General features: G+C 68.8%; 14 protein-coding genes and 1 pseudogene. 7 read left to right on the top strand and 8 right to left on the bottom strand.

Annotation, left to right across the window (positions count from 1 at the left end; all coding sequences use genetic code 11):
- Nucleotides 1–22 precede the first annotated feature (22 nt).
- Complete coding sequence (locus tag BFF78_RS18315; RefSeq protein ID WP_069783652.1) at nt 23–877, top strand: helix-turn-helix domain-containing protein; 855 nt, start codon at nt 23–25, stop codon at nt 875–877.
- Complete coding sequence (locus BFF78_RS18310) at nt 874–1,128, top strand: DUF397 domain-containing protein (RefSeq protein ID WP_069779347.1); 255 nt, start codon at nt 874–876, stop codon at nt 1,126–1,128. Before BFF78_RS18315 ends, BFF78_RS18310 begins: the two co-directional genes overlap by 4 nt.
- Here the strand turns inward: BFF78_RS18310 and BFF78_RS18305 are convergent.
- Nucleotides 1,087–1,737, bottom strand: a complete 651-nt coding sequence (locus tag BFF78_RS18305) for a class I SAM-dependent methyltransferase (RefSeq protein ID WP_069779346.1) — start codon at nt 1,735–1,737, stop codon at nt 1,087–1,089. The two genes, BFF78_RS18310 and BFF78_RS18305, sit on opposite strands and share 42 nt — an antisense overlap.
- A gap of 84 nt (nt 1,738–1,821) precedes the next feature.
- Between BFF78_RS18305 and BFF78_RS50160 the strand changes: the two are divergent.
- A pseudogene (locus BFF78_RS50160) lies at nt 1,822–2,188 on the top strand (serine/threonine-protein kinase); the annotation flags it as partial.
- 182 nt (nt 2,189–2,370) lie between these two features.
- A complete protein-coding gene (locus tag BFF78_RS50155; RefSeq protein ID WP_418346664.1) occupies nt 2,371–2,619 on the top strand; it encodes a hypothetical protein in 249 nt (82 codons plus the stop codon).
- A 31-nt stretch (nt 2,620–2,650) separates the two neighbouring features.
- Here the strand turns inward: BFF78_RS50155 and BFF78_RS18295 are convergent, their stop codons facing one another.
- Complete coding sequence (locus tag BFF78_RS18295) at nt 2,651–2,965, bottom strand: AzlD domain-containing protein (RefSeq protein ID WP_069779344.1); 315 nt, start codon at nt 2,963–2,965, stop codon at nt 2,651–2,653.
- Entirely contained in the window at nt 2,962–3,651 is a 690-nt protein-coding gene (locus BFF78_RS18290) for an AzlC family ABC transporter permease (protein ID WP_069779343.1), read from the bottom strand. The genes BFF78_RS18295 and BFF78_RS18290 overlap by 4 nt, the downstream gene beginning before the upstream one ends.
- A gap of 67 nt (nt 3,652–3,718) precedes the next feature.
- Between BFF78_RS18290 and BFF78_RS18285 the strand changes: the two genes are divergently transcribed.
- Nucleotides 3,719–4,294, top strand: coding sequence for a helix-turn-helix domain-containing protein (locus BFF78_RS18285; protein WP_069783651.1), 576 nt, complete (start codon nt 3,719–3,721; stop codon nt 4,292–4,294).
- 111 nt (nt 4,295–4,405) lie between these two features.
- Here BFF78_RS18285 and BFF78_RS18280 read toward each other — a convergent pair whose 3' ends face one another.
- Entirely contained in the window at nt 4,406–4,609 is a 204-nt protein-coding gene (locus tag BFF78_RS18280) for a cold-shock protein (protein WP_069779342.1), read from the bottom strand.
- Between the two features lie 298 nt (nt 4,610–4,907).
- On the opposite strand from BFF78_RS18280, the gene BFF78_RS18275 reads away from it, so the two are divergent.
- Complete coding sequence (locus BFF78_RS18275; RefSeq protein WP_069779341.1) at nt 4,908–5,756, top strand: menaquinone biosynthetic enzyme MqnA/MqnD family protein; 849 nt, start codon at nt 4,908–4,910, stop codon at nt 5,754–5,756.
- 53 nt (nt 5,757–5,809) lie between these two features.
- On the top strand, nt 5,810–7,639 hold the full coding sequence (locus tag BFF78_RS18270) for a serine/threonine-protein kinase (protein WP_069779340.1): 1,830 nt from the start codon (nt 5,810–5,812) through the stop codon (nt 7,637–7,639).
- A gap of 168 nt (nt 7,640–7,807) precedes the next feature.
- Here BFF78_RS18270 and BFF78_RS18265 read toward each other — a convergent pair whose 3' ends face one another.
- The 4 genes from BFF78_RS18265 to BFF78_RS18245 all read right to left on the bottom strand — a co-directional run bounded on the left by BFF78_RS18265 (nt 7,808) and on the right by BFF78_RS18245 (nt 11,796).
- On the bottom strand, nt 7,808–8,425 hold the full coding sequence (locus BFF78_RS18265) for a hypothetical protein (RefSeq protein WP_069779339.1): 618 nt from the start codon (nt 8,423–8,425) through the stop codon (nt 7,808–7,810).
- A 76-nt stretch (nt 8,426–8,501) separates the two neighbouring features.
- On the bottom strand, nt 8,502–9,158 hold the full coding sequence (locus BFF78_RS18260) for a hypothetical protein (RefSeq protein WP_069779338.1): 657 nt from the start codon (nt 9,156–9,158) through the stop codon (nt 8,502–8,504).
- Nucleotides 9,159–9,643: 485 nt separating this feature from the next.
- Nucleotides 9,644–10,443, bottom strand: a protein-coding gene (locus BFF78_RS44780) for an IS5 family transposase (RefSeq protein WP_227026143.1) whose coding sequence is annotated in 2 segments (ribosomal slippage) — nt 9,644–10,105 and nt 10,108–10,443 — 798 coding nt in all. Because the reading frame shifts where the segments join, the coding sequence is not laid out codon by codon here.
- Between the two features lie 762 nt (nt 10,444–11,205).
- Complete coding sequence (locus BFF78_RS18245; RefSeq protein ID WP_069779335.1) at nt 11,206–11,796, bottom strand: hypothetical protein; 591 nt, start codon at nt 11,794–11,796, stop codon at nt 11,206–11,208.
- Between the last annotated feature and the right edge of the window lie 45 nt (nt 11,797–11,841).

Below are 11,841 nucleotides of genomic sequence, written 5' to 3'. Positions count from 1 at the left end.
TGTACGGGTGTCGGAGGTGACCATGGAGGAGCGGCGGCCGGAGACGCCTGCTGAGGCCAACGGGGCGATGGGGGTCTTCGTCGTACTCGGCAAGCAGCTGAAGTTGCTCAGGGAGCGGGCGGGGCTGAGTCAGCGGGAGTTCGGCGACCTGGTGGGGTACGGCCCCGACCAGATCTCGGCCATGGAGAGGGGGGTACGGACACCGAGGCCGGAGTTCCTGAAGAAGGCGGACGAAATCCTCAACGCGGAGGGGCTGTTCATCGAGGTCGTCCCGCAGGTCGAGGAGGCGATGAGCAGGGCGCGGACTCGGCATCCGGAGTGGTATCGGAGTTATGCGGCGATGGAGGCGGAGGCTGTTGAGCTGCACTTCTACGCCAACAGCGCGGTTCCCGGACTCTTGCAGACCGAGGGCTACGCCCGGGCGGTATTCGGGCAACGGCGACCGTTCCTCAGCGAGGAGACCATCGAGAAGCGGGTCACCGACAGGCTCTCCCGACAGCAGGTATTCGAGCGGTGGCCACCACCCATCGTGAGCTACGTACTCGAAGAGGTCCTGCTGGACCGGCCGATCGGCGGGATGGCCATCTTTGCGGACCAACTGCGCAACTTGCTGCGGGTGGGCGATATGCGGAACGTCGCAATCCAGGTGATGCCAACCCGTCGCGAGGTACACCCGAATCTGGGAAGTGCCTTTAACCTCCTGGTGCCCAAGGGGCATGGCCAGGTGGCATACCTGGAGTCACAGGGCTTCCCCCAGCTCATCGCAGATCGGGAGGAGGTCCGCAAGGTCGCCGACCGCTATGGGATTATGCGCGCAATGGCACTCAGTCCCCTGGAGTCCCGGTCTCTGATCAAACAGAAGCTGGAGGAGCTATGAGCATCGAGAACCTGGCCTGGTTCAAGTCCAGCTACAGCGATGGTGAAGGCGGCGAGTGCGTCGAACTCGCCTACAACTGGCGCAAGTCGAGCCACAGCGACGGCGAAGGCGGCGACTGCCTGGAGGTAGCCGCCCACCCCGCCACCATCCACATCCGCGACTCGAAGCAACCCACCGCCCCCCACCTCACCGTCACCCCCTCCGCCTGGTCAGCCTTCCTTCTGGGTGAGCAGGAAGGCCTGCGCGACTGACTCCCCGAAGGTCTCGTCCGGTTCGCGGACGGTGCTGGAGCGGAGGAGGAAACCGGCGTCGGTCAGCAGCTCGGCCATCTCGTCCGGGCGGCGCCGGTGGAAGTCCAGGGCCACCGAGTGACCCCAGGGACGCTCGTGTCGGCGTGGCTTCTCGCCTACCTGGAAGGCGAGAAGGAGGTGGCCGCCCGGCGCCAGCACCCGGTGGAACTCGCCGAACATCTTGGGGAGTTCATGCAAGGGGGTGTGGATGCTGGAGTACCAGGAGACGACACCGGCCAGCGTGCCGTCGGCAAGGGGCAGCTCCAGCATCGACCCCTGCTCGAACCGCAGAGCGGGATGCTCGCGGCGGGCGATGGCGAGCATGGACTCGGACAGGTCGAGGCCGAGGACGGACAGGCCGAGGGCCGCGAGGTGGGCGGTGTTCCGGCCGGGTCCGCAGCCGAGGTCGGCCACGGTCCCGCCGGGGCCGACCAGTTCGGCGTACGCGCTGAAGATCGCCCGCTCCAGCGGCGTGCGGAGTGTCACACCCGGGAAGTGCTCGGCGTAGTCCTCGGCGACGGTGTCGTAGAAGGCGCGGGTGGCGGTGAGGAAGTCCTCGGTGTCGGTCATGGGGAGGGACCCTAGCGGGCCGCACTGACAGGCTCTTTAGGCTGCTGTCGTTCGGTCGGATGATCGACGCGGGGGAGAGGGCCGATGGACCAAGTGACGGACGTTTTCCAGCCATTGCAGGTGGACGACCCACCCGTGGTGGCCGGCTATCGGCTCGCCGCCCGGCTGGGAGCGGGCGGCATGGGCAGGGTCTACCTCTCGCACACCCCGGGTGGCCGTCCCGTGGCGATCAAGGTCGTACGGCCGGAGCTGGCCGACGACCCGGACTTCCGGCGGCGGTTCGGCCGGGAGATCCAGGCGGCCCGGCGGGTGCGGGGCGCGTACACCGCGGAGCTGATCGACGCGGACGCGGACGGCGTACCGCCCTGGCTGGCCATGCTGTACGTGCCCGGACCGTGGCCCGCTGCCGGTGCCGGCGGTGCTGTGGCTGATCGCGGGGGTGGCGGAGGCACCGCACGGTCCTCGGCGTCCTCGCCGGTCTCCTCGGCCTCGCCCCCGCAGCCGCGGGCCGAGCCCCATCCCCTGCGGTGGCTGGACGCGAAGCACCCGCTGAGCATCAAGCACCCGGACGCCGAACCGAAGAAGGGCGAGGGGGACGTCCGCTTCCGCTGTGCGTCGCCGGGCTGCGAACTGGTGAGCGACACCGCCGCCTTCGTCCAGGTGTACGGCAAGCCCGGCGACGGCACCCTCGACACGTGCCGTCTCCTGCTCAGGGCCGAGAAGCGCCGTCGCCTCCCGCTGGCCGGGGCGGCGAACGGTACCGAGATCTGTATGCAGGATTCCTCGGGAGACATCGCGTTGTTCGTCATCGGGACGAAGTCGACAGCGGTGCCGGGCATCGCCTTTCTCCAGGGCGATCTGACGGTCTGGCGGGCCTCCTAGGCCACCCGGCCTCCTGGCCACCCCCGGCCTGCTAGGCCACCCCAGCCGCCCGCAGCGCCGCCGTGGCCGCCGCCGCCCCCACGACCACCACGACGAACGGCGCCTTGCGCCACGCCAGAAGCCCGCCCACCAGCACCCCGGCCGGCCGGGCCCACCCCGCGAACCCGCCGCCCTCGGTCAGCGCCCCCGTGGCCAGCAGGGCGACCAGCAGGACGACTGCCCCGGCCGAGGTCAGCTCCTGCACCCGGGCGGGTATCTCCACGCGCCCGTGCAACACCGGCCCGACCAGCCGAAAGGCATACGTGCCCACGGCCAGCACCAGCATCATGACGACGGTGGCATTCATGCCGTGACCTCCACGGGCTCCCGGCGATGCAGAAACAGCCCCGCCAGAGCGAGCAGCACCGGCACCCCGGCAGGCACGGCGGGCGTCGCCACCAGGGCGATCACGGCGCCGAGCACGGCACACCGCCGTACCGCCCCGTCGGCCCGCACCTGCGGCAGCACCAGCGCGACGAGCACGGCGGGGAACGCGGCGTCCAGGCCGTAACGCACGGTGTCCCCCAGCGCGCTCCCGGCCAGCGCGCCCGCCGCCACCCCGAAGTTCCAGACGGCGAACAGGCCGAGCCCGGAGATCCAGAACGCCCTGCGCCGCCGTACCGGATCGGACTGGGCCAGGGCGAACGCGACCGTCTCGTCGGTGACCAGATGCGCACCGAGGAAGCGCGCCGCGCGCCCGGTGCCGATGATCTCGGCGACGGCCAGACTGAACGCGGCCGTCCGGGTGTTCAGCAACAGCCCCGTCGCCGCCGCGGCGACCGGCCCGCCCCCGGCGAGCAGCACGCCCACCGCGCTGAACTGGGCCGATCCGGCGTACACCACGAGGGACATCACCACCGGCACCCACACCGGCAGTCCGCCCGCGACGGAGACGGCACCGAAGGAGACGCCGACGACGCCGCAGGCGAGCCAGACGAGCGAGCTGTCGCGCACCAGGGACATGTCATCGGATGTTCGCTGTACCGAACGCATGTTTTCTACAATGGAACACAGAGCCCTGTTCGTCAAGGCGAACGATCGTACCGATGGAGCGAACGACATGACCGAGCCGCCTTCCCGGACCCCCGCCCGGCTCCCCCTGGAGTGGATCGCCGCATCGCTCAAGCGTGAACGCGCCCGCACCGGGCTGTCCCTGTCCGAGCTGGCCAAACGCGCCGGAATCGCGAAGTCCACGCTCTCCCAGCTGGAGGCGGCGAGCGGGAATCCCAACGTGGAGACCCTCTGGGCGCTCGCGGTCGCGCTGGGCGTGCCGTTCAGTGCGCTGGTGGAGCCGCCGGTGGCGAGCGTCCAGGTGATCCGCGCCGGCGAGGGCCCCGAGGTCGGCTCGGAGCAGGCGAACTATGTCGCCACCCTGCTGTCCGCGAGCCCCCCGGCGGCCCGGCGGGACATCTACCGCCTGCGCGCCGAGCCGGGAGCGGCCCGCACGTCGGAACCGCACATTCCCGGCACGGTCGAGCATCTGATCGTCGGCTCGGGCCGGGTGAAGGCGGGCCCCGCGGGCGAGGAAGCCGAACTCGGGCCCGGCGATTACATGACCTATCGGGGGGACGTCGCCCACTCCTACGAGGCGTTGGCGCCGGGCACGACCTTCATCCTCGTCATGCAGCACACCTAGAGAATTCGCTGAGAATTCATCGACAGCGGGGCGGAAAAGGCAGGAGCCCCGTCGCCGGAACGGCGCGGGGCTCCTTGGGTACTGCTCTCAGGTTCTGCGATCAGGCAGAGATCAGACGGGGGTGACGTTCTCCGCCTGCGGACCCTTCGGGCCCTGCGTCACGTCAAAGCTCACCTGCTGGTTCTCCTCGAGGGAGCGGAAGCCGGCTGCGTTGATCGCGGAGTAGTGGACGAAGACGTCGGGGCCGCCGCCCTCCTGGGCGATGAAGCCAAAGCCCTTTTCGGCGTTGAACCACTTCACGGTTCCGGTAGCCATAAGCCCTCCTTGGGCTCAAAAGGGTTGCCCTGCTCCAGAACCTGCACGTGCGAAACGGTGCTGCACAACTGCATTCGTCTGAAAACGACGAGAGCCCGCGGTCACATGCTCCGCAGGCTCTGTACTGCAAGGGAAACCAAACTGCAACTTGCGGGCAAGCCTAGCATCCGGGCAGCGGAAAGCAATAGAGGCCAAGATCACGTCACCCGGATGTTTGAACATCCGCTACGCCATTTGACGGCGTGGTGACGGTGGGGTCGGTCCGGGCACCGTACAGGACGGGGTCTAGTCTCGCGATGTGGACAATGCTCGCACCCGGCCGCGCGTCGGCCACATCCAGTTCCTGAACTGCCTGCCCCTGTACTGGGGGCTGGCGAGAACGGGCACCCTGCTCGACTTCGAGCTCACCAAGGACACCCCGGAGAAGCTCAGCGAGCAGATCGTGCGCGGCGACCTCGACATCGGCCCCGTCACCCTGGTCGAGTTCCTGCGCAACGCCGACGACCTCGTGGCCTTCCCGGACATCGCCGTCGGCTGCGACGGCCCGGTGATGTCCTGCGTGATCGTCTCGCAGGTCCCGCTGAGCCGCCTGCACGGCGCCCGGGTCGCGCTCGGCTCGACCTCCCGCACCTCGGTCCGCCTCGCCCAGCTGCTGCTCGCCGAGCGCTACGGCGTCCAGCCCGACTACTACACCTGCCCGCCCGACCTCAGCCTGATGATGCAGGAGGCCGAGGCGGCGGTCCTGATCGGCGACGCGGCGCTGCGGGCGAACCTGCTGGACGGCCCGCGCTACGGCCTGGAGGTGCACGACCTCGGCTCGCTCTGGAAGCAGTGGACCGGCCTGCCGTTCGTCTTCGCGGTCTGGGCGGCCCGCCGGGACTACGCGGAACGCGAGCCGCTGATCACCCGCCAGGTCCACGAGGCCTTCCTCGCCTCCCGCAACCTCTCCCTGGAGGAAGTCACCAAGGTCGCCGAACAGGCGGCCCGCTGGGAGTCCTTCGACGAGGCGACCCTGGCGCAGTACTTCACCACCCTCGACTTCAGCTTCGGCGCCGCGCAGCTGGAGGCCGTCGCCGAGTTCGCCCGCCGCGTGGGCCCGACGACCGGTTTCCCGGCGGACGTGAAGGTGGACCTGCTGCGGCACTGAGCACGCGTCACTAGGCTGCTCACCACTGGATGTGGGGTTGGGGGGAGCGCGTCATGCAGCCGCTGGACGTGGACGAGCCGGCCACCGTCGGGCCGTACCGGCTGCTCGGCCGGCTCGGCTCCGGTGGCATGGGCCGGGTCTACCTCGGCCGCAGCGCGGGCGGCCGTACGGTCGCCGTGAAGATCGTGCACCCGCACTTCGCGCTGGACGAACAGTTCCGCGCCCGCTTCCAGCGCGAGGTGGCCGCCGCCCGCCGGGTAGGCGGCGCCTGGACCGCCCCCGTCCTGGACGCCGACCCGGACGCCGCCGTCCCCTGGGTCGCCACGGCCTACGCGGCCGGCCCCTCCCTCGCCGCAGCCGTCTCCGACACCGGCCCGCTGCCCCCGCACACCGTACGGGCCCTGGGCGCGGGCCTCGCCGAGGCGCTGACGGCCGTACACGAACTGGGCCTGGTCCACCGGGACGTGAAGCCGTCGAACGTCCTGCTGACACTTGACGGGCCCCTGCTGATCGACTTCGGTATCGCCCGCGCCATGGACGGCACGGCGTCCCTGACGTCGACAGGTGTGTCGGTCGGTTCCCCCGGTTACATGGCCCCCGAACAGATCCTCGGCAAAGGCGCCACCGCCGCCGCGGACGTCTTCTCGCTGGGCGCGGTGCTGGCCTACGCGGCCACCGGCGAGCCGCCGTTCCCCGGGGACTCCTCCGCCGCCCTGCTCTACAAGGTGGTCCACGAGGAGCCCGAACTGCACGCCATGGGCGGAGAGTTGCGGGCGCTGGCGGCGGCCTGCCTGACCAAGGACCCGGCGTCCCGCCCGACCCCCACCGAGATCAGCCACCGCCTCGCCCCCGAGGGCGCCGCCCGCCTGGTCACCGGCGGCTGGCTGCCGGGCGCCCTGGTGGAGCAGGTCAGCCGGAGCGCCGTACAACTGCTGAACCTGGACACGGGGGAGGCGGTGCGTTCGGGGCCGGTGCCCTTCGAGAGTCCGGCGGAGACGGAGTCTTCGGTTCGGGGGTTGGGTGCGGGTCGGGGGTCGGGGTCGGTGGGCTTCGATCGTCCGGGGGAGATGGGGTCTTCGGTTCGGGGGTCGGGTCCGGTGCCCGTCGACACCCCTGCGAAGACAGAGCCCCCGGCCTCGGCATCGGCCGCGTCTGCCACTGACGCCGGTGCCTTCGGGCCTCCGCCCGCGATGAACCCCGCGGAACCGGCGCCCCCACCGCCGGGGGAACCCACCGTCGTGCCCGCGCAGCGTGACGCACCCCCACCCGGCCGGATCTCCGTCAGCATGGCGGCGGCCGCCACACCGGTGGAGGGCGCCCGCGGCCGCCGCCTGAGCTGCACGGTCGTACTGGCGGTCGCCGGAGCGCTGGCCGCCGGCACCCTGGGCCTCGGCGTACTACTGCGCCCCTGGTCCCACCAGGACGAGGACAAGGGCGCAGGCAGCGCCCCCTCCCACTCCCAGGCACCGACGGCGGCGTCCAGCACAGCCACGGGCGGCACCGGCGCCCCGGACACCAGCCCCACGCCCGGCACGATCCCGGCCCGCTACCTCGGCACCTGGCAGGGCCAGGCCACCGCCCTCGACGGCAACCTGCCCATCGGAACCTTCCGCCTCACCGTCCACCGCGCCGGCGTCGGCGAGGAATTGGGCCGCCTGACCCAGACCGACCAGCTCGGCGGGGTGTGCACCGACATCCTCACCCTGAAACAAGTCACCGGCACGAACCTGGTCGCCACCTCCACCGGCGCCAAGGGCAACCACGGAGGCTGCGACCCGGCCGCACACCAGATCGAACTGACACCGGTCGGCGACGACCTGAAGTACACGTCGGACAGCTCGGCGGAGGGGAATCCGGTGTCGCGGTTGTCGAAGGTGGGGTGAGGGACCGCCCCCCACGGTCATTACTGTGTCCAAGGCCGGCGATCCGCAAGAGCTGACGGTCACGGCCGCCGCCGAGTCCAACCCGGGCCACCGGCGACCGGTGCATCCGGTCGCTGCCCCCCCGGAAGGCCGTGCCGATCAACAGGGCCGAGGATCAACCACCCCTTGTCAGCAGGGCCCAGCAGTGACCCTTGTGCGGAGGTTGTATTGAGGTATCGGGGCGGTTCCGGGGCCGGCTGCCGGGAGGTCCGGTGCGCGGGTTGCCGAGGTGAAGATCAAGCAGGCCTGGTATTGGCCGGGGTCGTCAGAGGCGTCCGACCCGAGATGGGACGTCCTGTTGGTGATGGTGTAGCTGTCGAGTGCGCCGGTCGGTGGTGTGGCCGGCTCGGCACTCAGATCCGCGCCTGAGCCGACGCCGTCCATCTGTATGGACAAGTAGACCGACTCGGTGAAGACACCCGGGTCCGGCTCCTTGTCGATACGGACATCGAGCGGCTGCGGGCCGCTTTCAAACTCGGCGGCCATCTTCTGCGTTAGGTGCAACACGTTGCTGTCACTCGGCTGCGATTGAGCATCGGCGTGCCACCATATGACCGCCGTCATCACCCCGATCGCGGCTACTCCGCTGAGGTGGGCCGCGACGAGCGCGATGTCCTTGTGGCGCTTGGCCTCCTCCACTCCCTGAGCCTTCAGCCGCACTGCCACCCGCCACAGGGCGATCCCGCCGGCGAGTATCACCGTGCCCACAACCGTGGCGTAGACTATGGGGCCGCTCTGGCCCGTCACCTGATCTCCCCCTCGATGGCCGAGGCATGACACGCGGCTACGAGCACACCCCGCGCCAGGATGCGCCCCCGACCGGTCAATCGGCGCATGTCTCAGCCCCCCGCTTCGAAATCAGGTCGCTGGTCTGCCAGACGCCTTGCTTGGTCTTCTCAAGGCGCGTGTTGTACAGGATGTACGGGCTTTCCGTCGAGGGAGTCCTGTCGACCTTGTTGGTCTTGCGGTTCTTGTTGAAGCCCTTGCTCTCATCGGAGCAGTAGACGAGGGACGCTGTGTTGTTGCCAGAGAGTGTGACCTTGGGGGCGTAGTAACGCGTTGTGCCCGTGAAGGAGAGGGTGGCCTTCACATAGGCCTGCACCCATGCCACGGCATCGGTCAAGGCCTTGTCCCGGTAGTAGAACGAGAGACCGAGTGCGCTCGCGTTGCCTCGCAGAATGGCGTCGTTCGTTGCGTCGATGCGCCGGGCGGTGTCGGCCAGGACCTCGTCCTTGGCCGCATCGCCAGTCTCCCAGTTCTCGTACTTGTCAGTGACGTCCGACGGCAACTTGATCTGTGGGCGTGCGACGGAGTCTGTGGATGCCGACGCACTCGGCGAAGTCACCGTCTCGCTCCCAGTGTTCGCTCCCGCGATCTTGCCGTCGGCTTTGGAGCCGCCGTCCCCTCCGCCGCAAGCCGTCAGCAGCAGGACAGCGGATGTGGTGAGCGCGGCAGCAACGGGCAAAGAGCGGCGTTTCACAGTGGGCCCCCGTGAGACAGAAGTTCCGTCAAGAGCCCTGACGTTAGCGGTGCGGTTCCCCGTTTCGCCAAAGTGAAGTCCCTTATGAACGGGGACAATTCTGGCCTTATGGGCCATTGTGGAGTGTGGAGAGGGTCCTGATCGCGCTCAGAGAGATGACGGCTCCGGCCGCAGAGCCCAGTCCTGGGCGGCTTCCGGCGCGTCCCGCGACCCAAGGGCCCGCCGCGGTGGGGAGCGGTGCAGTACACGCCGTAGATCACCCAATCTTCCGGGGATGCCGGATCGTGTGCGGGACATAGCTGTAGTCGGTGCGAGGGCTCACAGGTACCCTCCCGAACCGCTGTCGTCCCCGATGTCCGGGGCGATCGGGCCCGGGGAGCTGCAAGCCGCGTGATTCCGCCACGCGCAGGGCGCCGTTCAGGCACCCGCCGAGTCGGCCCTCAGGAGGTCACCGCCGGCGTCGCGCCGATCACTTAGAGGTCATCTCATTTGGTGAGTCTGCGGTAGCAGATCAGGGTGCAGGCGATGCTGGTGAAGGCCAAGAAGTGGACGGCCTTGCGTTCATAGCGGCGGTGCAGGCGGCGGCATCCGGCGAGCCAGGCCATGGTGCGTTCGATGGTCCAGCGGTGGCGTCCCAGGCGCTGGGAGGACTCGATGCCTTTGCGGGCGATGCGGTGCCGGATGCCGCGCTGGCGTAACCATCGGCGCAGGTGGTCGTAGTCGTAGCCCTTGTCGCCGTGGAGCTTGGCCGGCCGTCGTCGGCGCGGACCGCGACGGGAGCGGATGGGCGGGATGCCGCGAACGAGCGGTTCGAGGGCCTGGCTGTCGTGCAGGTTGGCGCCGGAGATGCCGATGGAGATGGGCAATCCGGTCCGCTCGGTGATCAAGTGGATCTTCGAACCGTACTTGCCTCGATCTACTGGATTCGGACCTGTCAGGCCCCCCTTTTCAGGGCCCGCATGTTCACCGAGTCGATCGCACAGCGAGACCAGTCCAGTTCACCCCGGGAGCCGAGTTCGTCGAGGACCAGGCGATGGAGCTTCGCCCACACCCGGGCTTTCGACCACTCGGTGAAACGCCGGTGAGCCGTGGGTCCCGACGGTCCGAACGAGGCGGCCGGCAGCTGCTGCCACGTACAGCCCGACGTGGCCACGAACACGATCGCAGCCAGCACCTCCCTGTCACCGTGCCGGCGCCGGCCGCCTCCCTGAGGCCGACTCGGCGCCTCCGGCACCACTCGCTGGAACAACTCCCACAGCCCATCCGGCACCAGCCGCTCAACGATCCCCACACCTGGAGCCTATCGAACGCCCCAAATGAGATGACCTCTTAGTTCCCAGCTCCACGTGTAGGACCCGCTGTCCGGCCATCTTCGCGAGGGCTTCCAGGGAGGATGTTTTGATCGGCTTGGGGCCACTGGCCGTAACGACTACGACAGCTGTCCCCACCCTGGCCACGGACATCAGAATCCTGCCCTCCTGACCCCACGAGCCCGCGTGTCCCTGGCTCTCATTGCCAACGCGATTGATCGCGAGCGGATCAGGTGCAATGGGTATGTCATTTGCCTGCTGGTAAGCGGTGAGTGCCAGGTTCTTGCTGGTGAATGTCGTTATGTCGAATTTCAGTGCGTCGTCGTCCGGTGTGTGAGTGAACCGAACTGTCGCGCTGGCTTCGTAGCCGCAAGGCTTGGGTTTGTTGCTGCATGCCGTGCCGCCGGACAGGTGAGGCGCATGCCGGAGATCCTGCGATGAGGCGGCCTGTGAGACCTTCCAGCCGCTCGGCAGGTCACTCAGGCGCGGAAGCGCTGCTCGCACGTGGGAGGCCGTGACGACTGTGGACGGGTCGTCCTTGCCCAGAACCGGTCCGTCGGCTGCATGGCTGTTTGCGCCATGCCCGCATGCGCAGGTGAGCGCTACGGTTCCTGCAGCGACGAGACGCAACGCCCAGTGCCTGCGCGGTACACGGGGGGCGGTGATCCGCATGGTTTGTCTTCTCCTGTGTTCGGGCGAGACCAGTGGATGGTGTGCCCATGGCTGTCTTTTGCCGTTCAGCATCCGCCCGCGGTGACCTTCGTCCGTATCGCGTAGTCATGTATGTATTTGCTGGCCGGATCGCTGGTCGGCAGCCCGTTCGGGACAGGGGTCGCCGAGGTGATGACGAGGCAGGCCCGGTACTTGGTGGGCCGCGATTCGCGCATGCGGTCGTCGTACTCGGTCCCGGTGATGACGTAGCTCTCCACGGCCCCCGCCGGGGCCGTCGCCCAGTCGTCCGTCAGGCCGAGGCCATTGCCCTGCACGCCTTGTACTTCCTCGTCCACCAGAGACTTGAAGCTGCCGGCATCGGTGGGCGCGTCCCCGCCCCTTTCCATGTCGGCCGCGATCTTCTCGGTCGCCTGCACGACCTTGCTCTCGGTCCAGTGCTTGTCGTCCTCGAAGTTCCAGAGCATGCCGGCGAGGACGAAGGCGAAGATGACGAGCATGACACGGGACACCACGACGAGGCCGACGTTACGTTCAGCAGCGGTGTTCTCCTCAGCAGCGTTCTTCTCCGGTAGCCGCCGGGACACGCGGATCACGTCGAACGTGGCGGCGGTCACGGTGACGCCCGCAAGGAGAATGGCGTAGGTGTGGCCGTTCACGGTCCGGTGTCCTCAGTCATTCGGGTAGACGCGACGAGCTCGTCC

Source organism: Streptomyces fodineus (assembly GCF_001735805.1).
GTDB lineage: Bacteria > Actinomycetota > Actinomycetes > Streptomycetales > Streptomycetaceae > Streptomyces > Streptomyces fodineus.
Note: the sequence above shows the minus strand (reverse complement) of the source record. Positions and strands in the feature narration are given on the sequence as shown.